The sequence below is a fragment of the Chryseobacterium sp. G0162 genome, assembly GCF_003815715.1.
GTDB lineage: Bacteria > Bacteroidota > Bacteroidia > Flavobacteriales > Weeksellaceae > Chryseobacterium.
Window position 1 is genome coordinate 2,195,630 of sequence record NZ_CP033922.1, and the last position, 24,881, is coordinate 2,220,510.

Below are 24,881 nucleotides of genomic sequence, written 5' to 3' on the forward strand. Positions count from 1 at the left end.
TATTTTTAGTCAACTTTATACAAAAATAGAAAATAAATTACAATAGATTCCAAAATATCTCCTTAAATATGAAAAAACCTGACAATTTTAAAGTTGTCAGGTTTTATAATTCCTATTTTGTAAGGATTTTTAAAGCTGTGTTGGGCTTTCTGGAGCCTGTATTTCGCTTTCATCCTCTTTTTCTTTAATCTGAGGTGTTTCTAGCACTTCCGGCAGATCTTTTGCAGGAATCGTATTGGTAACCGGTTTCTCTGTCAATTCAGGATCCCAAGCTCTTTTACCAAAGATTTCCTCTAAGTCTTCGCGGAAGATTACTTCTTTTTCTAAAAGTTTATTCGCCAGAGCATCTAATTTATCTTTGTTATCAGCAAGAATTCTAACCGCTCTTTCATATTGATTTTCGATAATCGATTTGATCTCTGCATCAATCTTAGTAGCTGTTTCTTCAGAATATGGTTTTCCGAATGAATATTCAGACTGACCTGAACTGTCATAGTAAGAAATATTACCGATGTTCGGGCTTAATCCGTAGATGGTTACCATTGCCTGTGCTCTCTTCGTTACCGTTTCCAAATCAGAAAGGGCTCCTGTAGAGATATTGTTGAAGATTACCTGCTCAGCTGCTCTACCTCCTAATGTTGCACACATTTCATCCAACATCTGCTCAGTAGTCGTAAGCTGTCTTTCTTCCGGAAGATACCAAGCTGCTCCTAGTGAACGTCCTCTTGGAACAATCGTCACTTTTAAAAGTGGGGAAGCATGTTCTACCAACCATGAAATAGTTGCGTGTCCTGCCTCGTGATAAGCTACTCTTCTCTTTTCAGAAGGTTTGATAGCTTTATTTTTCTTTTCAAGACCTCCTATGATTCTGTCTACAGCATCAAGGAAATCCTGTTTTGTTACTGAAGTATGATTATTTCTTGCTGCAATAAGCGCTGCTTCGTTACAAACGTTAGCAATATCTGCTCCACTGAATCCGGGAGTCTGCTTAGCAAGGAATTCTCTGTCTACATTGTCATCCAGTTTGATTTTCTTCAAGTGAACATCAAAAATCTGTCTTCTTTCGTGAAGTTCCGGAAGGTCTACATAGATCGAACGGTCAAAACGTCCTGCTCTCATCAAAGCTTTATCAAGGATATCCGCTCTGTTGGTTGCAGCCATTACGATAACATTCGTATCTGTTCCGAAACCGTCCATTTCAGTAAGAAGCTGGTTCAATGTGTTTTCTCTTTCATCGTTTCCGCCTGAGAAGTTATTTTTTCCTCTTGCACGTCCGATAGCATCAATCTCATCGATAAAGATAATCGCCGGAGATTTGGCTTTAGCCTGAGCAAAAAGGTCTCTTACTCTTGAAGCACCTACTCCAACAAACATTTCCACGAAATCAGATCCTGAAAGGGAAAAGAATGGAACTTTAGCTTCACCAGCAACAGCTTTTGCCAATAAGGTTTTACCTGTTCCCGGAGGCCCTACCAATAGTACTCCTTTAGGAATCTTACCTCCTAATTTTGTGTATTTTTCAGAGTTTTTCAAGAAGTCTACCACTTCCTGTACTTCTTCTTTAGCGCCTTCTAATCCTGCAACATCTTTAAACGTTACCTGAATTCTTTCTTTTTCATCGAAAAGCTTAGCTTTAGATTTTCCAATAGAGAAGATCTGTCCGCCAGGACCTCCGCCTCCACCCATCTTTCTGAAAAGAAGAAAGTAGAATAATCCCAGAATTGCAATCCAGATTAATGCAGATATAAGAATATCTGCGAAAGGACTTTTTCCGGTTCCATAATCTTTAGCAGTTTTAATAGCCGGATTAGTTGCTTTGATCTGTTCAAATTTCTGAAGAAAAAGTTGAAGGTCCCCATATTTTACAGAGTAATCTGCTTTTGGGGCCATATCTAAAGCTGAAAAAGGGTTATTTTCCTTTCCGGTTTTGGAAACCATTGCTGATTTTGCTTCTTTGGTAAGGAAAACATCAGCTTTCTCTATGTCTTTGTATATAATAATATTCTGGACTTTACCCGCCTGCATTTCTCTAAAGAAACCATCTTCATCAATAGTTTTTGCTGCATCTCCACCAAGGAAATTGGAACCAAAGAAAAGCAAAAGAGCTATGATTGCAATAGGAAAGAACCAGTTGAATCCTTTGTTATTCATTTAGACTTTTTAAAATTTTTATTATTCATTTTCAATTTTGGTAATGACTGCGTCACCCCAAAGTTCTTCTATATCGTAATACTCACGAACATCTTTCTGGAATATGTGAACCACTACTGAAACGTAATCTACCAATACCCACATTGCATTTTCCGTACCTTCTACATGCCAAGGTCTGTCTTTCAGGTCGTTTCTTACTTTTTTTTCTACACTACCAGCTAATGCTGAAACCTGTGTATTCGAGTTACCGCTACATATTACGAACGTTTCCGCTACTGAATTTTCAATGTTTGAAAGATCAAAGATCATAATATCTTCTGCTTTTACATCTTGAAGTGCTTCAACGATTTTATCTATTAGTGCTTGTTTTTCTGCTGTTTTATTCATTAAAAAAATACTATAATCTGCAAATTTATTGTTTTTTCTTTACTTTAACCTTACTTTTACCTCCTTAATGTCTTAAAGTTTTCTTAAATGAGCCAACTCTTCTATCTGAAAGAATGTTCTTCTACTAATGACGAAATATCAAAGTTTTTACTTTACGAAAATTCAGATTTTATAGGATTACATACTTTTAGCCAAACTAAAGGTCGTGGTCAGTATGGAAATGTCTGGATTCCGACTGCCGGAAAAAACCTGGCATATACGCTGGCAGTGAATACTCAAAACATCCTGTGCTCCGACTTTATATTCAATTATTATACCGCAATTATTGTCAGGGATTTCCTTGCCAATTTGGCTGATTATGATGTAAAAATTAAATGGCCGAATGATATTATCCTTAAAGGTAAAAAAATCGTTGGAATTTTGATTGAAAAGAAAAAAATTAATCAAAATAATTACTTCATCATTGGAACCGGAATCAATATCCTGCAGGACAAATTTGAAGAAATTTCAAATGCCGGCTCACTTCTGACGCAGACAGGGCATGAATTCAACCTTGAAGAGCTTAGTGTAAACCTCCATGAGTTCTTGTCAGAAAAACTAAAAAACATCCCTTCTGACCAGGAAATACTGGGTCGTTTCAATGAGAGTCTGTTTCGAAAGGATGAGATCTCTGTCTTTGAAATTGAAAAAGAGCGACAAAATGGCATCATCCGCAATGCAGATGACAAAGGAGAACTTTGGATCGAATTGGAAAAAGACGGTATGCGTTCTTTTTACCATAAGGAGGTAAAACTCCTCTATTGATTAGCTCTTTTGATATAAAGATATAGAGTAAGCGGAAGAAATACCAGATTAGGCAACCACATCGCTAAAGCCGGAGATAAACTTTTATTTTCTGAAACCACTTTTAAAGCTTCAAATGAAAAGACAAACAGGAAGGCCAATGAAATCCCTATCGCAAGGTTAATCCCTAATCCCCCTCTCTTCTTTTGAGAAGACAGAGAAAGCGCAAGGAAAGTCAGAATAATAATAGAAACAGGCATTGATGTCCTCTGATGAAGCTCATTCAGATAAGAGTTCAGGTTACTGTTTCCTCTGGCTTTTTCTCTTTCTATGAATTTTAAAAGTTCGGGTGTTGTTTTATTCTGTCCTAAAAGTTCATTTGGGAAAAGCTCTTCAGGGGAATGGCTATAGTTTTTCCTAAGCTCTATCCCATTACTCAGCTTTTCTGTATTATCTTTATTGATGGTCTTTTCCAGATAGTTATTGAGTACAAACTGCTTTTTATCCTGATCCCAGTATACTTCACTAGCTTTCAATTCGTACACCATTTTTCTATGGGTATCAAACTTTTGATACACAAAGCTGGATCCTCTTTTTTCTCTTTTATTCCAGGAATCTACAAAGATATACTCTGTTTTACTCAATTGTGAAGAGGCAGGAGCAGTTCCCAGGATTTTTTCTTTATTGGCCGCATTATAGGTATATGCTTCCAGCTGATTTTTCTTGATATTAGCCCAAGGGAGAACCAAATGATACACCACAAGTGCCATTAATGCAATCAGAATTGAAGTATACAGATAAGGTTTTGAAAACCTGTGAAAACTAGCACCACTACTGATAATAGCCACAATTTCAGTATTGTTTGCCATCCTGGAGGTAAAGTAAATCACCGTGATAAATACCAAAATGGAAAGAAATGTTACTACAAGATTGATGATCCAGTAAGGATAAAAATGAAGCAGGAAATACCCAAGATCCAGTTTAGGATCAAGAGCCTTTGCATTTTCTATCCTTGGGATTTTTTGCTGAACATCGATAACCAGTACTACTATAGACAACAGTACCAGCATGAAACTAAAAGTTCCAAGGTATTTTTTGATGATATATCTGTCTACAATCTTAAGCATAATTCTTTTTACATTCTTTGTCTAAGAACCGGTACGATAGAGTTTTTCCATTCATAAAAATCTCCTGCAATGATATGTTCTCTTGCTACTTTTACCAAGTCAAGATAAAATGCTAAGTTATGAATTGAAGCGATTTGTTTCGCCAGATATTCTTTGGATACAAACAGGTGACGAAGATACGCTTTTGAATATTCACGATCTACGAAGCTTGTTCCAAACTCATCCAAAGGCGAGAAATCACGCTTCCATTTTTCATTTTTAAGATTCATTACCCCTTGCCATGTGAAAAGCATTGCATTTCTGGCATTTCTTGTAGGCATCACGCAATCCATCATATCAATTCCTAATCCAATGGATTCCAGAATATTCCAAGGAGTTCCAACTCCCATCAGATATCTTGGTTTTTCTTTTGGAAGAATATCTGTTACTTCGTCAGTAATTCTGTACATTTCCTCTTCCGGTTCTCCTACAGAAAGACCTCCAATCGCATTTCCTTCTGCTCCTGCTTCAGAAATTACTTCTGCAGAAATTTTTCTTAAGTCGGAATAAGTAGATCCCTGAACAATTGGGAAAAGTCTTTGCTTATGTCCATATAATTCAGGATTATCATTGGTCCATTCTATACATCTTTTCAGCCAACGATGAGTAAGCTCCATAGATGATTTTGCCTGGTTGTAATCACAAGGATAAGGAGTACATTCGTCAAAAGCCATAAAAATATCAGCCCCGATCTGTCTTTGAATTTCCATTGATCTTTCAGGAGAAAACATGTGATAGCTTCCGTCAATATGAGACTTGAATCTAGCCCCTTCTTCTGTCATTTTTCGGTTGCTCGCTAACGAGAATACCTGAAAACCTCCTGAATCTGTAAGAATAGGAAGATCCCAGTTCATGAATTTATGTAAACCACCGGCATCCTGCATCGTTTCCATTCCTGGACGAAGATAAAGGTGGTAAGTATTTCCCAAAATAATCTGGGCTTTAATGTCTTCTTTTAATTCTCTCTGATGAACTGTTTTCACACTTGCAACAGTTCCCACCGGCATAAAAATAGGAGTTTGAATCTTCCCGTGATCTGTAGTAATCTCCCCTGCCCTGGCTTTTCCTTCAGAGGTTTTTTCGATATTAAAAAATTTCATCTGTACACTTTTTTAATTCGCTGCGATCAGCGATTATCATTGTCCGGGCAAAACCCGCTTCACCATTATTTATTTTTGAGGCATTCCCAATTCAGCCTTCTTTAGTTTATCTTTTACATATTGATCCGCTTTAGGATCCTTCTTTAATAAAATTTGCTGTGCTTCGGTGGCGATGTCTGCCATTTCTTCTTTAATCACATAATACTTAAAACTTTCAACAAAGTCATCCGGCTTTACATTATGAGATTTTAAAATAAACCTTGTACCAGCTTCCATATTCCTGTTCTGATACATAAAATTAACCTGATCGTTCATCACAAGGTCAGCGATAACTTCTGCCATCACCTCCTGATCGATCAGATTTTTAGGCTTATCAATATAATCACTACATGAAAACAGCCCCAGAAAAACAAAAACAAGAATCCAATTTTTCATCAGCTTATTTTTATATTTTGTATTGGAAGAATTAGTCATGTCTTATTTATAATCTATTGATGATTGACTTCCATTTTAAGTTTAAAACACCAAAAACGGCTTCATGGATAATTCCGCCATTCATTTTGCTTTCTCCTAAAATTCTATTGGTAAATATAATAGGAACTTCTACAATTCTGAAACCTTTTTTAAAGGCTCTGAATTTCATTTCTATCTGGAATCCGTATCCTTTCAGCTTTACATTATCTAATCCTATTTCTTCCAACACTTTTCGCGAAAAGCAGACAAAACCAGCTGTGGTATCGTGAATAGGAAGTCCTAAAACAAATCTAACATATTTTGATGCAAAATAGGACAGTAAAACTCTCCCCATAGGCCAGTTTACCACATTTACTCCTTTTGAATAACGGGAGCCTATGGCCATATCTGCATTCAGACAGGCTTCAAAAAGTTTGGGCAAATCATTAGGATTATGCGAAAAATCGGCATCCATTTCAAAAATATAGTCGTATTTATTTTCGATCGCCCATTTAAATCCATGAATATAGGCCTTACCTAATCCATCTTTACTATGTCTTATCGAAAGATGCAGATAATGTGGGTGTTTCTTCTGTAATTCCTTTACTATATCCGATGTTCCGTCTGGAGAAGAATCATCCACCACTAAGATATGAAAGTCATCCTCTAATGCAAAAACTGCGGAAATAATATTTTCAATATTTTCCTTTTCGTTATAGGTTGGGATGATGACGAGCTTTTTCATTTCAGTTTGCAAAGATAGTTTATTTAACCTTTTTATTTTATACAAAATAATCTATAATTTTGCAAAAATATTTTTCAAAGATTAGTGGATCAGACTAAGATTGTTTTCCGCAGTTGTGAATGATGTATAAAATCAATGAAAAAAGTGTTTAAGATTAGATTTAACAGATGAAGCAATAAAGAAATTCTATGCCAAGTTGTGTTATTTATAGTTAAATAAAAAAATAAAAAAACTTAAAATTTGCCATCATCACCAAACTACATCAATTATGTAAGAATACCTGAGAACAATGATTGGGTCATTTTTATACTTATAGGCTGTATATTTTTATATGTTTTTATGATGAACATTGTAGAAAGAGATGCCAGTCTTAAAGACTTCCTGCTTCAAAAGTATTTTGATGCAAGCAATAACCTTCCGAGCTGGATTATCACATCCTGCGTAACTACTCTTACTTTATCAGCCCTAATCTCTCAGTATATTCCGGTAGTTCCTAAATTCATTGCAGATCTGCATATTTTGGGATATCAGCTTAATAAGTTTGGATATACTCTGCTTGCGGTTATGTTTTTTTATCTGATAAAATCTACATTAGGTTTTTTATTTTATCAAAGTATAGGTGATGGAAAAAAATGGACTATTTTCTATTTCACTTCCACAAAATTTTATTTTATCCTGTCTTTTTTGTTGATAATTCTGTGTGTTAGCCACTATTACTTCCCTGTAGACAGAAATAAAATCTTCATCTATTATTTCTTCTTCTTTTCTTTTGTATTCATTTTCAAAGTTTTTTTCTATTTATTTCACAAGAACAAGATTCTTCCCGAGAAATGGTATTATAAATTTTTGTATATTTGCACGCTCCAAATCGCACCATTATTACTGCTTTGGAAGTTGTTATTTTTTTAATAAAGTCAAAGATGAGAATAAAGTCTATATTGGTTTCTCAACCAGCGCCTAGTGAGTCTTCTCCATATCTGGATATAGCGAAGAAGGAAAAAATAAAGATTGATTTCCGTCCATTTATCCACGTCGAAGGGGTTGACAATAAAGAACTCAGAACTCAGAAAATAGATCTGACGCAATACACCGGTATTATTTTTACCAGTAAAAATGCTATTGACCATTACTTCAGACTTGCGGAAGAATTACGTTTCGCAGTGCCGGATACAATGAGATATATCTGCCAGTCGGAAGCAATTGCCAACTATCTTCAGAAACACATCGTGTACAGAAAAAGAAAAATCAGCTTTGGGGAGAAAAACTTCTCAGATCTTCTTCCTCTGTTCAAGAAGTTTCCTACTGAAAAGTATCTGTTGCCATCTTCAGATGTTTTAAGTCCGGATATTGTAAAAACTTTGGATTCTGCCAACGTAGAATGGACAAGAGCAATCATGTACCGTACCGTATGCAGTGACCTGACAGACATCAACATTAAAGATTATGACATGTTGATCTTCTTCAGCCCACAGGGAATCAAGTCTCTACAGCAGAATTTCCCAGACTTCAAGCAGGATGAAACAAAGATCGGAGTTTTCGGAAATACTACTTTAGCTGCTGCAGAAGAAGCAGGATTAAAAGTAGACCTAATGGCTCCTACGAAGGAAACACCTTCTATGACCATGGCTCTAGAAAAATATATTAAAGCGCTACACAAATAGCCTTTAATACAAAAATAAAGCTAACCATCTCTCCAATAAAGGAAAGATGGTTTTTTTTTAACTACATTTGAACAAAAATTAACATTGAATAGTATGTTCTCAGAAGCAGTTCTGAGCGTATAAAAATTAAAATATTCTGATGAAAGCTCCACAGGCAAAAAAAATAGAAAAAATACTAGAAACCCACGGCGACATAAGAGCAGATCATTACTTCTGGCTTAATGAAAGGGAAAACCCGGAAGTCATTCAATATCTTGAAGAAGAAAATGCTTACGAAGAATTCATCATGAAAGACACTGAAGAACTTCAGGAAGAACTCTTCGAAGAAATGAAAGCCCGTTATAAAAAGGATGACGAATCACTACCATATTTCTTTAACGGATACTGGTATATTGTACGCTATGAAGAAGGCAAAGAATATCCTATTTTCTGCAGAAAGCATGAAAGCATGGATAACGAAGAGGAAATTATACTTGACGTAAATATTTTAGCGGAAGGTGAAGATTTCTTTGAAGTGGGGAGTGTAGCAGTAAGCCCAAACAACGAACTGACTTCTTTTTCTTCGGACAATGTAGGAAGAAGAATCTATACTTTAAATTTTAAAAACTTAAAGACCGGCGAGATTCTTCCTGATAAAATACTCAATACTACAGGAAAGGCAGTTTGGGCGAATGACAATCAACATGTTTTCTATATAAGAAAAGATAAAAGCCTCCGTGCATTCCAGGTGTACAGACATACACTGGGAACCGATTCTTCTGAAGATGTCCTTATCTTCCATGAGAAGGATGATACTTTTGATGTAAACGTATTTAAAACAAAATCCTTACAATATATTTTTATTGCAAGTTCAAGCACGATTTCTGATGAGCATCATTTTATTCCTGCAGACAATGTTTTTGCAGACTGGAAAGTTATCCAGCCAAGAATAGATGATCTTGAATATTCCGTAGAACATTATGAAGATGAATTCTACATTATCACCAATGCTGATGATGCTACGAACTTCAAAATCGTAAAAACAAAGATTGACCACTGCAGTAAGGAAAACTGGATAGATGTTATCCCTCACCGCGCTCAAGTTTTGCTGGAAGGGTTTGAGATTTTCAAAGACTATCTGGTTCTGGAAGAAAGAGAAAAAGGGCTGCTTCAAATCAAAATTATTGATGAAAAAACCAAGGAGTCTTATTACCTCCCATTCTCTGATCCAACTTATACTGCTTATATAGGAATCAACCTTGAATTTGACACAGAGGTGTTACGTTATGGCTACACTTCCCTTACTCAACCTGGTTCTACATATGAGTATAACATGAAAGATAAAACCACAAAACTTCTGAAACAACAAGAGGTTTTAGGTGGAAAATTCTTCCCGGAAAATTATATATCCGAAAGAATCTGGGCAGATTCCAGAGATGGAGAAACCAAAATCCCCATTTCTCTGGTGTATCATAAGGACACCAAAAAATCAGCAGACACTCCCCTTCTACTTTATGGATATGGAAGTTATGGACACACTGTAGACGCCAGTTTCTCCAATGTAAGACTTTCTATTCTTGATCGTGGTTTTATTTATGCTATTGCTCACATCCGTGGTGGTGAATACCTGGGAAGAGAATGGTATGAGGATGGAAAAATGCTATTCAAGAAAAATACTTTCTTCGATTTCATTGATGCAGGAAAATATCTGATAAAGGAAAACTATACTTCATCCAAGCATTTATATGCAATGGGTGGAAGCGCAGGAGGACTTTTGGTAGGAGCCGTTGTCAATTATGAACCACAATTATTCAATGGAATTGTTGCACAGGTTCCGTTTGTAGATGTTGTGACTACAATGCTGGATGATACAATCCCATTAACGACCGGAGAATATGATGAATGGGGAAATCCAAATGACAAAGAATATTATCATTATATGAAAGAGTATTCTCCTTATGATAATGTAGAAGCTAAAGACTATCCAAATATCCTTATCACAACAGGATTCCATGATTCCCAGGTACAGTATTGGGAACCAGCAAAATGGACAGCCAAACTTAGAGAATTAAAGACAGACAACAATATCCTGGTTTTTAAAACAGATATGAGTTCAGGACACGGAGGTGCCAGTGGAAGATTTGAATCTCTGAAAGAAGACGCATTAGAATATGCATTCTTATTAAAGATTGATAATAAAGAATAAAACAAAGTTGACGAAACTTTGAAAATAACTTTCCTCCCTTACAAATGAAATGAGAAGAGGAATCAAAACATTAATAATGTAAATTATATGAACGAGTCCGAATATTGGAAAAAAATAGAACAGTTTTTCGAAGATAATTTCCAAACCGAGAAAAATCCGCCCATTGAAACGTTACTGTTTTTAATTGGTCTACAGGAATTGGGCAGTGGACAACAAAAATATACGAAAGAAGATAAAGTAAACCTTATCCATATTGCAGTTTGCAGATTGCTTGAACCTTTTGGATATTATAAATTCACTCACTATGAAGATGGGTGGCCCCAGTTTGATAAGCTGGAAGATCTTCCGGAATTAAAGCCTAATGAGCAGACCTTGCTTATGAAAAAGGCTATTATTCAGTACTTTCAGGAAGAGGAACTTATTTAAATGTGAAAACATGGTATTTTGAAAATTTAATAATCAAACTATATCATTATTAATAAAAAAACGCCATATTTCCTTATACAAATAGAGACAAATAAAAATTGTCTCTATTTTTTTTGAATAAAATCAACCCCCAAAATTATTTCGTTACCGATTGATTATATCTGAATTTCACCATTTTATAGAAGAAACTTTCATGAGCATACAAAACTCTAAGTCTGAAATAATGCGAAACATTTTTTACTCCATATTTCATTAAATAGGGTACCTCAATTGAAGTACCCTATTTTCATATCATAAAATTTATGATCTATCATCACATTTTTACTATCCTATCACCCAATAATTTCCTTTAGTTGACCCAATCCCATTTTAAAACCTTCTTCAAAACCCATATCCAGCATTTTTTTCATTACTTCTTCGGACTGATAGTGAATATTTACCGTTACTTTTGTTCCTTCTTCTACTCCTGTAAAACCAATCAGCCATTTTGATCTTGGGGCTTCTTCGTTCACTTCTCCGTTTTCATTACAGAAAGCACTGGTCCAATCAAAACTTCTATGTTCTATAATCTCCCCATATTGGGATTGAGAATATCCTTTTTCACCATTCGGACCTACCATTGCATAAAGCCAGATTCCGTTTTCTTTAAAATCCTGTTTTACTGTTTCGCACTTCCAGGGTCTGGGGCCCCACCACTGATCCAATAATTCGGATTGGGTAAAATAATTCCATACTTTCGAAACATCAGTGTTGTAAATATTCATTACATACACGCTTTTCGAGTCAAAATCTTTGTTGAAAATGATATTAGATTCCATAAAGTAATAATTTTAAATAAAGTTAGCGCTTTATTTACAGAAAGGACTTTTCCTATGACAAGTAAACAATAATTCATAAATAATTGTTAAAAAACTATCTTTTAAGAAAAAAAACATAATTTTTTGGCTCGTTTTTTGTTTACGTAGTCTTAAAACAATTAATTTTAACATTCATTTTTCCAAAACATATACAATTAAATAATGAATAATAAATTCATCCCAATAATTTCGGTGTTTATGACGATCTCACTGATTGTCTTTGTTACGCTCCAATTTTATTGGCTGAAAGGCTATTACGGTGTACTGGAACAGGACTTTTCCAATAAAGTTTATTCTGTTTTAGAAAGTACATCAAAAACAATTGAAGAAATTGAAGCCGACAAATATCTTACCAAGGATAACAGAAGTACGATCCTTGCCAACAGTAAGAACCCCTCACTTACTACTATTCAACAGGTAGAGGATTCCGGGACTCAGAGACAAATTATTTATTCCAAAAATATTATTTCCAATGCACAGCTTCCTATTTCTAAAAAAGGAGACTCTGTAAAGCTGACAACTTTATATACTGATGAAGCCGCTTATAAAATAAAAAGAGATACCACCAACCGCGAAATTCTTACCTCGGATATCAATCAGGATATTGAAACCGGGGATTATGCCGTAAAAGAGTTTGTAAAGGTATATGGAAACAATTTACCTATTGCACAAAGGGTAAGCCCGGCCACTCTTGATTCAGTGATCACAAAAGAATTGAAAATCCGAGGGATTACAGCAAAGTTTGGGTATGGAATTATTGATAAAGACAATAAACTTACCTCCATTGCCAATAAGGCTTACAAAGAAAAAAAAGACAGCAATACCTATAGCTATCCTCTTTTCACAGATAAAAAATACAATACTTTATACAATCTTGCTTTAGTCTTCCCTAAAAAGGAATATGCTTTGGCGATGAACAACTGGCCGATGCTCCTGGGAACTTTCCTTTCATTGCTTACGATTCTTGGAATTTATATCATTTCTATCAATTATATGATGAGACAGAAAAAACTTGCTGAAGTGAAAACAGACTTCATCAATAACATGTCTCATGAATTCAAGACACCGCTCGCAACTATTTCCGTCGCAACGGATTCATTAGCGAATGACAAAATTGCGACCAACCCGGATAAAGTAAAATACTATTCGGAATTGATTAAGCAGGAAAATCTGAGAATGAAAAAGCAGGTGGAAAATGTCCTGAATATGTCTAAGCTTGAAAGAAATGAAGTAGAACTCTTCCTAAAGGAAACCAATGTCAGGGAATTGATCCAGAGAACAACAGAATCTTTTAATCTGATCGTACAACAGAGAAATGGTACCCTGACTCAACAATTCAATGCCACTCATTATAATTTTAAAATTGATGAATTCCACATCTCGAATATGCTGGTGAATTTACTGGATAATGCTAACAAGTATTCTCCCGAAGCGCCGGAAATTCATGTAGAAACTAAAAATGAGGGCCATTGGTATGTTATTGAGATCTCAGATAAAGGAATGGGAATGGAAACCCAGAATAAAACAAAAATTTTCGAGAAATTCTTCAGGGAAGAAACCGGAAATATTCACAACGTAAAAGGACAGGGATTAGGCCTTTCCTATGTTAAAAAGATTGTAGAACTGCACAAAGGACAGATTATCGTAGAATCCAACAAAGGAACTGGAAGTACGTTTACGATAAAACTTCCAATGGGATAAATATATAAGTATTGATTGATGAATAATACCAGATTAATGAATTATACCCATCAATTATAAAATAAAGAACCAAAAAACAAAATATAAGAAGAGTGAGAGTGAGATAGTTCATTCTTAATTGTTAATTATTAATTAGTAAAAGTTATGAGCAACAGAATATTATTAGTAGAGGACGATCAGAGTTTCGGGGCGGTGCTTAAAGATTATTTAACAATCAATAATTTTGAAGTAACCCTTGCTACTGATGGAGAACAGGGATTGAAAGAATTTACGGAAAATGAATTCGACATCTGTATATTTGACGTCATGATGCCTAAGAAAGATGGGTTTTCATTGGCTGAAGATGTAAAAAAGATTGATAAAAATACACCGATTATATTCCTTACAGCAAGAAATATGAGAGAAGATATCCTTAAAGGGTACCAACTGGGAGCTGATGATTACATCACGAAACCATTTGATACGGAACTTCTTTTATACAAGATCAAAGCAATTCTTCAAAGAAGCTCTACCCTGGAAAATGAGGAACAGGAGCAATTTAAGATCAGCAATATCTTTTTCGATTCTATGCTGAGACAGCTGAAGGTGGGTGATAAAGAATATAAGCTTTCTCCAAAAGAAAACGAATTATTGAAACTTCTTTGCATCCACAGAAACGATTTCATGCCAAGAGACCTTGCTCTTAGAAAGATCTGGAAAAAGGAAAATTACTTTACGGCAAGAAGTATGGACGTGTATATTGCCAAGCTTCGTAAATTATTGAAAGATGACGAAGGATTAGAAATTATCAACGTTCACGGTGAAGGATTTAGACTTCTTGTAAAAAATTAATCTAAAAACCGTATTATAAATATAAAATTAGCAAAACAATTGAAAATGTTTTGCTAATTTTGTTTCATACCCCATCAAGGATATGAAAAATACGTTTTTAGGTTTGATCTCTGTATCAATATTAGCTGTCTCTTGTAAGAAAGATGAAAAAGCAACTTATTTAAAAGAAGAGGCTGGTTCTCAGCAATCTTCTGTAGCTATCAATAATACCCCAAAAGTTTCATTAATGGATCAGGCGGGAGTTCAATCCAATCCGGCAACGGTTGCTATGGCCACTGCTCCGGGAATGAATCCTGCGCACGGACAACCGGGGCACCGATGTGATATTCCTGTTGGACAGCCTTTAAACAGCCAGCCTGCAGCTGCTCCTGCTTCACAAAATATCAGCGTAGGTGCTAACAATGCCATTCAAATTGACCCTAGTTCAGCATCTCCAGCGAAAATAACGATGGACAATGCTAAACCCGGGAAAACAGCTCCGGGAATGAACCCACCACATGGGCAACCGGGACACCGATGTGATATTCCTGTTGGACAACCTTTGAGCAGTAAACCGGCTCCGGCTCAGCAAACGGTTCAAAATAACATCCAGGTTACCCCTACACCAACCCCTGCTCAGGTGGCTTCACAAAATCTGGCTATGGGAGAAAAACCCAAAGTAAACCCTGCTCATGGGGAACCTTGGCATAGCTGTTCTCTAAAAGTTGGTGATCCTTTGCCATAAATTTTGTATTTTTGCAGATATGAAGCTGTTTCACCTACTGGCAATAGTATTTTGTTTGGGAATCTTTTTGGTTCCTAAGGACGGCTTCTATGCTCAATCTATGCAGGAAACCTGCTGCAAGGCAGAGTCCGGAAAGAAGAGTGACTGTTGTAAAAATCATTCTTCAAAAAAAGAGGGTAAAGATGATGCGACAAAGTCATGTAATGACGATTGCTGCTCATCATGTATTGCCTGCTATACTTTTATTGAGACCCCTTTTTCAAAAAACCTGCGTTTGGAACTGTCTTATTACAAAGCCAATAAGAATCCTCAGTTTCAATATTCAGACCCTTATCTTTCAGACCGTTTAAAGGAAATCTGGCAGCCGCCTAAAATAGGTTAATTAAAACATTGTGAGTTCGTTATATTCTATAGCGAACCGTATTTTATTTAATCTAAATTTTAAACAAATGAAATTATATATTTCCAGGTTGATACTTGGTGCATTATTCTTATTTACTCAATTTATATACGCTCAAAATCTTCAGAAAAACCAGTTCAAAGTAAAAGGGAACTGCGAAATGTGCAAAACAAGAATTGAAGGTGCCGCTAAAAAGGCAGGCGCAAAAACGGCTGTTTATTCTATTGACCTTCAAACATTGACTTTAGAAACGGATAAGGTTTCCACAGATGAAGTTCTAAAAAAAGTAGCGGAAGCAGGTCATGATAATGAAAAATTTAAAGCTTCTGATGATGTTTACAAAAACCTGCCGGGATGTTGTCTATACGAAAGAGATTTACAACCTACTCAAGCTGCAGCAGAACATCATGAGCATCATCCTGCAGCCAAAAAAGAAAATGAATTTTACGTAAGAGGAAACTGTGCTTCATGCAAAGCAAGAATTGAAAAAGCAGCTCAGGGAGCAGGAGCAGATTCCGCGGAATGGAGTGCAGAAAAACAAACGGTTACTTTACATTTTGATGCTGCAAAAACTTCATCGGATAAAATCTTAAAAGCAATTGCCGATGCAGGGCATGATAATGAAAAATACAAGGCTTTGGACGCTACTTACAATGGTCTTCCCGGATGTTGCCTGTATGACAGAGATTTTACCTTTGGAGAAGCCAATCCAAAAGTTCATTATGAAGAAGCTAAACATGAAAATCAATCAGCTCCATCTGACAATGATGCTCACAGCAAGCATGAAAAGAGTATTGACGGTGTTGTAGTAACAGGTTCTAAAGCCGCTACTTCTTTAAACAAGAAAGAAGCAGGATTAGTTTTTAATATTGATAAAAAAGAACTATTAAAAGCAGCATGTTGCAATTTATCTGAAAGCTTTGAAACGAATGCCACTGTAGATGTATCATTCAGCAATGCTGTAACAGGAACGAAACAGCTAAAAATGCTGGGTCTGGATCAAAAATATACAAGCTTAACAAAAGAGCAGCTCCCTGAGATCAGAGGATTGGCTTCGGCTTATGGATTAAATTTCATTCCCGGAAGATGGATTGAAAGTATTCAGCTAACGAAAGGCGGAAGTACAGTAACCAACGGTTATGAAAGTATTACAGGGCAGATCAACACTGAATTGTTGAAGAATGCCAAAACTCCGGAAACTTCCCTGAACCTTTTTTCTGATTTTAACGGAAGAGCTGAGGCAAATATTACCAGTGTATCTCCCATTAATGATAAATGGTCACAGACTTTCCTTCTTCACGGAAACGGAACGTTTGGAAATACGGATATGAATGATGATGGCTTTCTTGACAGACCAAAAGGAACGCAGATCAATGCTGCTTACCTTCTTAACTATAATGACCTGGAAAAATCAGGATTTGGATCTCATTTTGGAATTAATTTCATCAGAGATGAAAGAACTGCAGGCCAAACTGCTTTTGACAAGAAACTGGCTCAGGATAAACAATCTGCTTATGGGGTAGGAATTGATATCTCAAGATTTCAGGTTTGGAATAAAACAGGATATGTTTTTGAAGGAAAACCTTACCAGAGTATTGGTTGGATGAACCAATATGTATACCACCAGCAGGACAGTTTCTTCGGATTGAGAAATTATTCTGGGAAACAGCATACGTATTATTCAAATTTAATTTTTGAGAGCATCCTTGGAAATACCAATCATAAATATAAAGCGGGAGCTAGTTTCCTGTATGATGGTTATGAGGAGACGTATTTAACGGACAATATTAAGAGAAATGAAATTGTTCCGGGAATTTTTGCCGAATATACTTTAACAGGTTTAAAATATACTTTAGTAGCCGGAACCAGAGTGGATTTCCACAACCTGGCAGGAACTCAGTTTACACCAAGAGTGAATTTCAAATATGATTTTACCCCGCAAACTATTTTAAGACTTTCTGCTGGAAGAGGATTCAGAACAGCGAATGTTTTTGCCGAAAGCCAACAGTATTTTGCCTCTAACAGAGCAATTAATATTCTACCAAACGGAGGAAACATTTATGGTTTAAAGCCTGAAATTGCATGGAATTATGGAGCAAGCTTACAACAGGAGTTCAAGCTTTTCGGAAGAAAATCCACAATTATTGCTGATTTTTTCAGAACCGATTTCCAGAATCAGGTATTGGTAGATTTAGACCGATCTCCTCAACAATTTACATTCTATAACCTGGAAGGAAAATCATTTGCGAATTCCTTCCAAACGCAATGGGATTTTACTCCTTTCAAAAATTTTGATGTAAGATTAGCTTATAAATACTATGATGTACAGGCGGACTATATCGGCGGAAGAAGAGAGGTTCCTTTTATGGCAAAACACAGAGGTTTTATAAACCTTGCCTATTCTACGAACAAAAACGATAAAGGTGGATTCTGGAGTTTTGATACCACGCTAAACTGGGTAGGAAAACAAAGACTTCCGAATATGGCTGGTAATCCTGCAGAATTTCAGTTACCAACCTATTCCAATTCTTATGCTGTACTGAATGCACAGATCTCAAAAAACTTCAATAAGAAGCTAAGGGCTTACGTAGGTGGAGAAAATCTTACTTCTTATTACCAGAAAAATGCAATCATCGATTTTAGAAATCCATTCGGAAACTATTTTGATGGCGGAATGGTATACGCTCCGATTATGAAAGCGAACTTTTATGTGGGACTGGACGTAACGTTTTAAAGAGGGAGATTGAAATACTGTTGGACAGTTTATTGAGTTGAAATATTTATAACTTCTTTTTCTGTTTCAGAAAATCCTTGAAAATATAAAACAGCATCAAATTGATGCTGTTTTTTTATTATCAAAACTTTCAAAAAAACCTTATAGGTTTAAGTATTCATATATTTTTACAAAAATCCGGAGACCTATCTCAATCAATAAATTCGATGGTAAAATAATGGACAGGTTTTATGAAAAAAGACAGTAAATCTTCTCTTCCAGCATTCTGCTTCCTTACCCAATAAAAAGAGCAGTATCAAAATTGATACTGCTCTTTCATTTTATCTTCCAAAGTCATCCTGTACTCTTACGATATCATCTTCGTCTGAAGGATTGGATGCATCGGTATGCTGCCAGATTTCGGCTACAATTCCCCAGCCTGACAGACCTATTAATCTGTGTCTTTCTCCCTGTTGAAGTTTGACCTGATCTTTCGGATGGTATTCTCCAATTTCTCCTTCTTCATCTGTAGGACTTCTTTTGATTCCTACCGTTCCTTCTACAACCTGCCAGATCTCTGCTCTTCTGTGGTGATACTGCCAGCTTAATCTTGCTTCCGGAGCTACAATAAGAATTTTTGGACTTAGCTTCCCGCCTATTCTTAAGTTCTCCACATCAATTCCATCAAAGTATTGGTTGGCAAAATCCTGTGCCTGTGTTTCATCTATTACAAAAAAACCTCCCCATGGTCTGGTTTCATCTTTTGCCGCAATTGTAAAACCCTGAGTTTCCAAAGTTTTTTCAACTCTATCGAATAGTTCTTTTTTTTCCGTGCTCATATATCTTTTTTCTCTTAATTAAAAATTATTTACCTGACTCTTCTTTTGACATTGAATAGGGGAAATCTTTTTCCTGCGTTCCTCTGTCAGTATTCGGTTTACTATCCATTTTAAAGTCTAAAACCGCTCCTTTGATTAATTCTTTATGACTTAACCAATTTTTGGAATAAGGTTGCTGATTTACATTCAATGATTTTACATATAAATTTTCAGCATTATTTTCCGGTGCTTTTATTTCAATTTTCTTGCCATTTTCCAGGTGAATGGTTGCTTCTTTAAACAATGGTGCTCCCAACACATATTGATCTGTTGCCGGTGTTACCGGATAAAAACCTAATGCTGAGAAAATATACCATGCGGAAGTCTGCCCATTATCTTCGTCTCCACAATACCCATCCGGAGTAGCCTGATACAGCTTGTTCATTACCTGTCTTGCCCAATATTGAGTTTTGTAAGGTGCCCCGGCATAATTGTACAGATAGATCATGTGCTGAATAGGCTGATTTCCGTGAGCATACTGCCCCATATTCATAATCTGCATTTCTCTGATCTCATGGATCACTCCACCATAATAGCTGTCATCAAAAACCGGTGGTAAAGAAAATACCTCATCCAACTTGGCTTCAAATTTCTTTTTACCGCCCATTAGTTCTGAAAGACCATTGATATCCTGGAAAACCGACCAGGTATAATGCCAGCTATTGCCTTCTGTAAAAGCATCTCCCCATTTAAAAGGATTGAAAGGTTTCTGAAAATTACCGTCTTTATTTTTACCACGCATCAATCCTGTTTCCTTATCAAACAGATTTTTGTAATTATACGCTCTTTTTTTGTAAATATCAATTTCTGAGGCAGGTTTTCCTAATGCCTTTCCTAATTGATAGATTGCAAAATCATCATAAGCGTATTCTAATGTTCTGGCTGCATTCTCATTAATTTTTACATCATAAGGAACATAGCCTAATTCATTGTAATATTTTACTCCTGCACGTCCTACTGCTTTCATCGGACCTTCATTGTTGGCACCATGTTTTACTGCCTGCCAAAGGGTTTCCACATCAAAGCCGCGAAGTCCTTTGATATACGCATCTGCTACTACGGAAGCGGAATTGTTTCCGATCATAATATCAGAATATCCCGGACTGCTCCACTCTGGTAAAAATCCTCCTTCTTTATAAGCATTGGCTAATCCTTCCTGCATTTCTACATTGATGCTTGGATATACCAGATTCAGAAAAGGATATAAAGCGCGGAAAGTGTCCCAGAATCCTGTTCCTGCAAACATTCTCCCGTCTGTAATTTTTCCGTTGTAAGGACTCCAGTGCTTTATTTTATTCTGAGCATCGATCTCGTATAATTTTTGAGGAAAGAATAAAGTTCTGTATAATGAGGAATAAAAGGTTCTCATCTGTTGATCTGTTCCTCCTTTTACTTCTATTTTTCCTAAAGTTGTATTCCAGATATTTTTAGCATCGGTCTTTACCTGATCAAAATTTCTGTTCCCGATTTCTCTTTTAAGATTAAGCTCAGCCTGCTCAAAACAGATGAATGAAGAGGCAACTTTTGCATAAACGGTTTCTTTATTTTTCAGTTTAAAGCCAACTATTGCTCCGGTATGATCGCTGGTAATCTCCAACTTATCATTCACCAAGTTATCATCTTTCCATGTTTTTGTCAGTTCAAAGTCTTTATCAAACTGGATGACAAAATAGTTTTTAAAATTTTCATATTTCCCTGTGGAATATCGGGTAGTATACCCCAGAATTTTTCTTTCTTTGGGTACTATTTTGATGTATGAACCTTTATTCAGGGCATCAATAACTATATATGCACTATCTGTTTTCGGGAAATCAAATTTGAAAAAAGAAGCTCTTTCCGTAGGGGTAAATTCTGTAGTTACATTGATATCTGCTAAATAAACACTATAGAAATAAGGGGTTGCAACCTCAGCTTTATGACTGAACCAACTTGCTCTGTCGTCTTCTTTAAATTTTAATTTTCCTACTCCCGGCATGATGGAAAATGCGCCATAATCATTCATCCAGGGAGAGGGTTGATGGGTTTGTTTGAATCCTTTTATTTTATCGGCATCGTAAGTGTAGGCCCATCCGTCACCCATCTTTCCGGTTTGTGCCGTCCAGAGATTCATCCCCCATGGAAGCCCAACTGCCGGATAGGTATTTCCGTTGGATAATGAGGGTTTGGATTGGGTTCCCATCAATGGATTCACATAATCTACAGGAGATATATTCTGACCAAACACTAAGGCCTGTAATAAAAGAAAGCAAGTAGAAAAAATAGACTTCATTGTATCGTTTCGTTTGTTAATTTATATAAGCTTTTTTAATGCATAGCTGGCCGCTCCCAGAATGGCCGCATCTTCAAAGATGGCCGAAATTTTAACCTGCAAGTTAATATTATTCTTTATTAGATTCTGAATAAATCTTTGCTCAAAATGAGGATACGCTTTTGCGATATTTCCTCCTATAACTAAAACTTCCGGTTTGTAATGATCTACATATTTTACAATAAAATCGGAGAAAGAATCTGCATATTCATCAAACATCTTTTGCTGTATTTCTAAAGGTTTATCCAAAAGATCTTTAGTTCCTGAAATTTTCTCTCCGGTAAGTTTCTCATACCTATTTACAAACCAGCGTGTAGCTAGGTAATCTTCACATATTGAGTCTTTAAATGGTGAGTCCCATAAGTCTTCATCGGTCGCAAATTCTCCGTTATAAAATGTGGTTCCCAATCCTGTACCCAGTGTTACTCCAAAAACTCTTTTAAAGCCCTGAACACAGCCTCCAAATACTTCTCCTTCCATAAAGGCAGCAGCATCATTTACAAAATGAATCTGCTTTGAAGAAATGGATAATCTATTCGCCAGTTCTTCTTTTATATTGACCTGGTGTATATCAATAAATTTCCCTTGCTGCATTAGAGAGATTCCCTTTTCATAGTCGAAAGGCCCCGGCATAGCAATTCCAAGTAAAAGATCTTCTTTCACCAGATCATGGGCCGCTTTCTCAATAGCTGAAGCCCAGGCTGAAAAAATGGTTTCTTTATTATCAAAAGAATTAACGTGCTCTCTTACATACGTTGAAGTGATAATTTCTCTTTTTTCAGGATCTACCTGTGCCAATGTAATATGTGAGCCGCCAATATCGATTCCTAATATATTCTGCATCATTTTTTATTTTAAATTCAAGCTGTTCTATTGACTTAAAAAACAGACAAACAAGATACTGCTTGTCTGCCTGCTTTACAGTCTCTTTTATTTTCCAGATAAAATCTTCATCAACTGATTTTTATTTTACGATGATTTTACCTGATGATACCACTTTATTTTTTGAGGATGTAATCTTGTAAATATAAGTACCACTGGTTAAATCCTGTGTATTCACTGTATTATTATTTTGATTAATTTCCTGCTTTTTCAATAATTTCCCTGAAATATCATAGAATGAAACTTCGCTGGAGCTATCGGTACCTGTAAAATGAATATCACTTCCTCTTTTAACGGGGTTCGGATAAACGGTATTGTTTTCTTTTACAGATTCAAGATCTCGTACAGACAATGAAGCGTTGCAGGGAACCTCTGTTTTCCAATTGGTATCACTCATATTCACCAATGTGGCAAAGTGAGTATTTGCAGTAGCATCCAAAGCTCCTGCTCCACTTCCTTCATCCATTTTCCAGTTGGCCTCCAGTCCTTGTGAGTTCGCTGCCACGTTACAGCTGTTATTCATAATTTCCTGGGCTGTTAATGCTCTCTTCCACACTCTGAATTCATCCAAAGAACCATTAAGCGCACGGGAATTATCATAATTTCTTGCTAAATAAAGAATACCATTGGCGGTAAAGTTACCTGTAACAGGTGTAGTTGCATCAAGATTACCGTTCACATACAATTTCATCGCTGTTCCATCATACGTTGCCGCCACATGATACCATGTATTGGTATTAAATGCTGTATTGGTATTGATTTTCGTCTGTGAGGAACCAAAGCTCAATATAAACTGAAGTTTATTATTCGCCAGGTTGCCGTCTCCAAATCTAAGCATTGCAGAATTATTATCTCCCACTTCAATGCCAAGCACTGATGAAATATTAGGGAAAGCTGTTTTAAAAGCATTTACTTTTACCCATCCTTCAATCGTTACTGCATTTCCACTTAAATTGAATTGTCCGGCATTCAGGTAATTTGTGCTTCCGTTAAAAGAAAGTGATCTTGGACCAGGACTTACCACAGGTGCAAAGCCACTATTGAAAGATCCTTCTCCTGAATAAGTACTTGTTGTTCCTCCGTTACATGCTGTCTGTACTTTCCATACATAAGTTGTATTAGGAGTAAGATTTTGCAGTGAATAAGTATTGGTTGATATATTCTGAACTTCAGACCATGACGTGGCTGCTGTTGTTTTGTACTGTAATGTATAAGAAGATGCAGTTCCGGCATCCCATGACAATTGAGCAGAATTTCCAAGATAGCTTCCTGATACTAGTCCCGAAGGTGTTGCACATCCGTTTCCGGAATTGAATCTTGGAGCAAAAAGGTAGGTACTGGTTAAAGTTGGGGAGCAGTTTGATTGTATTCTCCAATCATAATCCGTGTTCATAGTCAGATTATTGATGACTACATTACCTCCTGAATAATTGCTTGCTACATTGGTCCAGGTTGTTGAATTGGCGGGTTTATAATCAATATTATAGGTTTGAGAAGCATTAGACGTCCAGTTTAATTTAGCTGAAGTTCCTGTTACATTACTTACATCCAACCCTAATGGCGGATCACAGGTTTGGCCCTGGCTCCATGAATACAATTGTCCGCTTAATTGAGTATCTTCATTATAAAGAATATTGGAACCGGTACTTAGATAATTTGCCATATTGGTTCCTCCTAAATCGTACCACATAAATACACCATATCCGTCATTTTTAGTACTGGTAGCTAAAGATGCCAGTGTAGACGCTGAAGTAGACTGTGGATTTGAATTTTGTATCCAAATTGCCGCAGGAGAGAGTTTTGATTTATCAAGAGGAGAAACATTTGGAGCAACATAAGTTCCATACATCGCGTTCCAGCTATAGTTGATATAATTTCCTGCTAAATCCCCATTATAAGTTTGTCTTGAAGTTGCAGGTCCATAATAATAGAATGTAATCAGCTTATCAGGCATTGCAGCTTTAAGCTCCTGCAGCAACATTACAAAAGAACTGTTATTAGGCTGTCCTGTCCCATTATTTCCATATCCTGCGTATTCATCATCCAGATCCACTCCATCTAAACCATAAGTATATACTGTATGAGCTACCTGTAAAGCAAAGTCTTTGGCTGCTTCACGATTAGGAAAATTGGAGATCCCAGCTCCCTGATGATTTCCTAAAAGGTCCAGCAATACCTTAATTCCTTTTTGTTGTAAAGGTTTTACATAGGTATTTACATCATTTAATACTTTGGTAACGTTATTATTATTTGAGATATACGCTCTGCTTTTAGAAACATCATAGTTGATATTGGCAGCGAAGATAATAGCAACATCAAAAAGCTGCCTGTTGGTGGTTTGTAGAGTATAAGAACCTGCATTCAGCATGTTATTGTTATTTACCTCCACATAACATACTCCCAAGGGATTGAGCTGTTGGGCTTTGAGTTGAGACCCGGCTTGAAGCATCAGGGCCATCAGGGGAATAAGAAAGGATTTTTTTTTCATAGTCTATTAATTTTATTAAAATGAGAAAAAGCCATTGGGCCT

General features: G+C 36.2%; 21 protein-coding genes. 10 read left to right on the forward strand and 11 right to left on the reverse strand.

Annotation, left to right across the window (positions count from 1 at the left end; all coding sequences use genetic code 11):
• Positions 1–129: 129 nt before the first annotated feature.
• Together ftsH and rsfS are read right to left on the reverse strand one after the other, a co-directional pair.
• Complete coding sequence (gene ftsH, locus EG344_RS10065; protein ID WP_123909318.1) at positions 130–2,151, reverse strand: ATP-dependent zinc metalloprotease FtsH; 2,022 nt, start codon at positions 2,149–2,151, stop codon at positions 130–132.
• A gap of 21 nt (positions 2,152–2,172) precedes the next feature.
• Positions 2,173–2,538, reverse strand: a complete 366-nt coding sequence (rsfS, locus tag EG344_RS10070) for a ribosome silencing factor (protein ID WP_123909319.1) — start codon at positions 2,536–2,538, stop codon at positions 2,173–2,175.
• An 87-nt stretch (positions 2,539–2,625) separates the two neighbouring features.
• Here rsfS and EG344_RS10075 point away from each other — a divergent pair, with 87 nt between their 5' ends.
• A complete protein-coding gene (locus EG344_RS10075; protein ID WP_123909320.1) occupies positions 2,626–3,342 on the forward strand; it encodes a biotin--[acetyl-CoA-carboxylase] ligase in 717 nt (238 codons plus the stop codon).
• On the opposite strand, the gene EG344_RS10080 is transcribed toward EG344_RS10075, so the two are convergent.
• The 4 genes from EG344_RS10080 to EG344_RS10095 form a co-directional block, all read right to left on the reverse strand.
• Positions 3,336–4,448, reverse strand: a complete 1,113-nt coding sequence (locus EG344_RS10080; RefSeq protein WP_123909321.1) for an LptF/LptG family permease — start codon at positions 4,446–4,448, stop codon at positions 3,336–3,338. The two genes, EG344_RS10075 and EG344_RS10080, sit on opposite strands and share 7 nt — an antisense overlap.
• Before the next feature lie 8 nt (positions 4,449–4,456).
• Positions 4,457–5,587, reverse strand: a complete 1,131-nt coding sequence (gene tgt, locus EG344_RS10085; RefSeq protein WP_123909322.1) for a tRNA guanosine(34) transglycosylase Tgt — start codon at positions 5,585–5,587, stop codon at positions 4,457–4,459.
• Positions 5,588–5,656: 69 nt separating this feature from the next.
• Entirely contained in the window at positions 5,657–6,022 is a 366-nt protein-coding gene (locus EG344_RS10090; protein WP_123909323.1) for a DUF4296 domain-containing protein, read from the reverse strand.
• Positions 6,023–6,068: 46 nt separating this feature from the next.
• Entirely contained in the window at positions 6,069–6,785 is a 717-nt protein-coding gene (locus EG344_RS10095; RefSeq protein ID WP_123909324.1) for a polyprenol monophosphomannose synthase, read from the reverse strand.
• Between the two features lie 339 nt (positions 6,786–7,124).
• Here EG344_RS10095 and EG344_RS10100 point away from each other — a divergent pair, with 339 nt between their 5' ends.
• From EG344_RS10100 to EG344_RS10115, 4 genes are all read left to right on the forward strand, one after another.
• Positions 7,125–7,694, forward strand: a complete 570-nt coding sequence (locus EG344_RS10100; protein WP_250252225.1) for a DUF4271 domain-containing protein — start codon at positions 7,125–7,127, stop codon at positions 7,692–7,694.
• 11 nt (positions 7,695–7,705) lie between these two features.
• Entirely contained in the window at positions 7,706–8,446 is a 741-nt protein-coding gene (locus tag EG344_RS10105) for a uroporphyrinogen-III synthase (RefSeq protein WP_034721908.1), read from the forward strand.
• Between the two features lie 139 nt (positions 8,447–8,585).
• Positions 8,586–10,631, forward strand: a complete 2,046-nt coding sequence (locus EG344_RS10110) for a S9 family peptidase (RefSeq protein ID WP_123909326.1) — start codon at positions 8,586–8,588, stop codon at positions 10,629–10,631.
• A gap of 87 nt (positions 10,632–10,718) precedes the next feature.
• Entirely contained in the window at positions 10,719–11,057 is a 339-nt protein-coding gene (locus EG344_RS10115) for a hypothetical protein (RefSeq protein ID WP_066694474.1), read from the forward strand.
• A gap of 332 nt (positions 11,058–11,389) precedes the next feature.
• Here the strand turns inward: EG344_RS10115 and EG344_RS10120 are convergent, their stop codons facing one another.
• Positions 11,390–11,875 carry an SRPBCC domain-containing protein gene (locus EG344_RS10120; RefSeq protein ID WP_123909327.1) on the reverse strand — a complete coding sequence of 162 codons (486 nt, stop codon included), beginning with the start codon at positions 11,873–11,875 and terminating at the stop codon, positions 11,390–11,392.
• A 201-nt stretch (positions 11,876–12,076) separates the two neighbouring features.
• On the opposite strand from EG344_RS10120, the gene EG344_RS10125 reads away from it, so the two are divergent.
• From EG344_RS10125 to EG344_RS10145, 5 genes are all read left to right on the forward strand, one after another.
• Entirely contained in the window at positions 12,077–13,615 is a 1,539-nt protein-coding gene (locus tag EG344_RS10125; RefSeq protein ID WP_123909328.1) for a sensor histidine kinase, read from the forward strand.
• A 144-nt stretch (positions 13,616–13,759) separates the two neighbouring features.
• Entirely contained in the window at positions 13,760–14,446 is a 687-nt protein-coding gene (locus EG344_RS10130) for a response regulator transcription factor (RefSeq protein ID WP_002982671.1), read from the forward strand.
• Between the two features lie 82 nt (positions 14,447–14,528).
• The gene (locus tag EG344_RS10135) at positions 14,529–15,170 is read left to right on the forward strand and encodes a hypothetical protein (RefSeq protein WP_123909329.1); all 642 of its coding nucleotides are present in this window, start codon (positions 14,529–14,531) and stop codon (positions 15,168–15,170) included.
• Between the two features lie 19 nt (positions 15,171–15,189).
• Positions 15,190–15,552 (forward strand): hypothetical protein, encoded by a 363-nt coding sequence (locus EG344_RS10140; RefSeq protein ID WP_164464418.1) that lies wholly within the window; start codon positions 15,190–15,192, stop codon positions 15,550–15,552.
• Positions 15,553–15,619: 67 nt separating this feature from the next.
• Positions 15,620–18,304 carry a TonB-dependent receptor domain-containing protein gene (locus EG344_RS10145; protein ID WP_185145602.1) on the forward strand — a complete coding sequence of 895 codons (2,685 nt, stop codon included), beginning with the start codon at positions 15,620–15,622 and terminating at the stop codon, positions 18,302–18,304.
• A gap of 320 nt (positions 18,305–18,624) precedes the next feature.
• On the opposite strand, the gene EG344_RS10150 is transcribed toward EG344_RS10145, so the two are convergent.
• The 4 genes from EG344_RS10150 to EG344_RS10165 form a co-directional block, all read right to left on the reverse strand.
• On the reverse strand, positions 18,625–19,122 hold the full coding sequence (locus EG344_RS10150) for a phosphoheptose isomerase (protein WP_123909330.1): 498 nt from the start codon (positions 19,120–19,122) through the stop codon (positions 18,625–18,627).
• 25 nt (positions 19,123–19,147) lie between these two features.
• Entirely contained in the window at positions 19,148–21,430 is a 2,283-nt protein-coding gene (locus EG344_RS10155; protein ID WP_123909331.1) for a GH92 family glycosyl hydrolase, read from the reverse strand.
• A gap of 21 nt (positions 21,431–21,451) precedes the next feature.
• The gene (locus EG344_RS10160; protein WP_228412899.1) at positions 21,452–22,315 is read right to left on the reverse strand and encodes an ROK family protein; all 864 of its coding nucleotides are present in this window, start codon (positions 22,313–22,315) and stop codon (positions 21,452–21,454) included.
• A gap of 118 nt (positions 22,316–22,433) precedes the next feature.
• Positions 22,434–24,839, reverse strand: a complete 2,406-nt coding sequence (locus EG344_RS10165; RefSeq protein ID WP_123909332.1) for an endo-beta-N-acetylglucosaminidase H — start codon at positions 24,837–24,839, stop codon at positions 22,434–22,436.
• Between the last annotated feature and the right edge of the window lie 42 nt (positions 24,840–24,881).

Coding starts and splice junctions, on each gene's coding strand:
- ftsH (WP_123909318.1), bottom strand. CDS start 2,151: ATGAATAACAAAGGATTCAACTGGTTCTTTCCTATTGCAATCATAGCT.
- rsfS (WP_123909319.1), bottom strand. CDS start 2,538: ATGAATAAAACAGCAGAAAAACAAGCACTAATAGATAAAATCGTTGAA.
- EG344_RS10075 (WP_123909320.1), top strand. CDS start 2,626: ATGAGCCAACTCTTCTATCTGAAAGAATGTTCTTCTACTAATGACGAA.
- EG344_RS10080 (WP_123909321.1), bottom strand. CDS start 4,448: ATGCTTAAGATTGTAGACAGATATATCATCAAAAAATACCTTGGAACT.
- tgt (WP_123909322.1), bottom strand. CDS start 5,587: ATGAAATTTTTTAATATCGAAAAAACCTCTGAAGGAAAAGCCAGGGCA.
- EG344_RS10090 (WP_123909323.1), bottom strand. CDS start 6,022: ATGAAAAATTGGATTCTTGTTTTTGTTTTTCTGGGGCTGTTTTCATGT.
- EG344_RS10095 (WP_123909324.1), bottom strand. CDS start 6,785: ATGAAAAAGCTCGTCATCATCCCAACCTATAACGAAAAGGAAAATATT.
- EG344_RS10100 (WP_250252225.1), top strand. CDS start 7,125: ATGATGAACATTGTAGAAAGAGATGCCAGTCTTAAAGACTTCCTGCTT.
- EG344_RS10105 (WP_034721908.1), top strand. CDS start 7,706: ATGAGAATAAAGTCTATATTGGTTTCTCAACCAGCGCCTAGTGAGTCT.
- EG344_RS10110 (WP_123909326.1), top strand. CDS start 8,586: ATGAAAGCTCCACAGGCAAAAAAAATAGAAAAAATACTAGAAACCCAC.
- EG344_RS10115 (WP_066694474.1), top strand. CDS start 10,719: ATGAACGAGTCCGAATATTGGAAAAAAATAGAACAGTTTTTCGAAGAT.
- EG344_RS10120 (WP_123909327.1), bottom strand. CDS start 11,875: ATGGAATCTAATATCATTTTCAACAAAGATTTTGACTCGAAAAGCGTG.
- EG344_RS10125 (WP_123909328.1), top strand. CDS start 12,077: ATGAATAATAAATTCATCCCAATAATTTCGGTGTTTATGACGATCTCA.
- EG344_RS10130 (WP_002982671.1), top strand. CDS start 13,760: ATGAGCAACAGAATATTATTAGTAGAGGACGATCAGAGTTTCGGGGCG.
- EG344_RS10135 (WP_123909329.1), top strand. CDS start 14,529: ATGAAAAATACGTTTTTAGGTTTGATCTCTGTATCAATATTAGCTGTC.
- EG344_RS10140 (WP_164464418.1), top strand. CDS start 15,190: ATGAAGCTGTTTCACCTACTGGCAATAGTATTTTGTTTGGGAATCTTT.
- EG344_RS10145 (WP_185145602.1), top strand. CDS start 15,620: ATGAAATTATATATTTCCAGGTTGATACTTGGTGCATTATTCTTATTT.
- EG344_RS10150 (WP_123909330.1), bottom strand. CDS start 19,122: ATGAGCACGGAAAAAAAAGAACTATTCGATAGAGTTGAAAAAACTTTG.
- EG344_RS10155 (WP_123909331.1), bottom strand. CDS start 21,430: ATGAAGTCTATTTTTTCTACTTGCTTTCTTTTATTACAGGCCTTAGTG.
- EG344_RS10160 (WP_228412899.1), bottom strand. CDS start 22,315: ATGATGCAGAATATATTAGGAATCGATATTGGCGGCTCACATATTACA.
- EG344_RS10165 (WP_123909332.1), bottom strand. CDS start 24,839: ATGAAAAAAAAATCCTTTCTTATTCCCCTGATGGCCCTGATGCTTCAA.